Raw genomic sequence first — 253 nt, 5'->3', positions numbered from 1 at the left:
ATTCCAGACATTTATTATGCGGTATATCAAAACATCATCGCCATTAACCATTTTAAAAACGAAGCTTACATTTTTGCGCATTGTTTTGATACTGATAACAACATTAATGAGATACATCAAATTATACAAACAAGGCAATATGCCTCTTATAACTTTGATGAAAAAGGTGACATTCAATCTAACCTCACAGATGAAGAATATAAACAACATGTAGAGCTCGCTAAAAAACATTGTGCCAGAGGTGATGTGTTCC

The 253-nt window shown here is 32.8% G+C and carries 1 pseudogene; it reads left to right on the top strand.

What is annotated here, in order from left to right:
* Positions 1-253: pseudogene (locus ACRHNM_RS17450) on the top strand (anthranilate synthase component I family protein); the annotation flags it as partial.

It is taken from the genome of Psychroserpens mesophilus (genome assembly GCF_050617655.1).
GTDB lineage: Bacteria > Bacteroidota > Bacteroidia > Flavobacteriales > Flavobacteriaceae > Psychroserpens > Psychroserpens mesophilus_A.
This window is presented reverse-complemented; position numbering and strand designations above follow the sequence as displayed.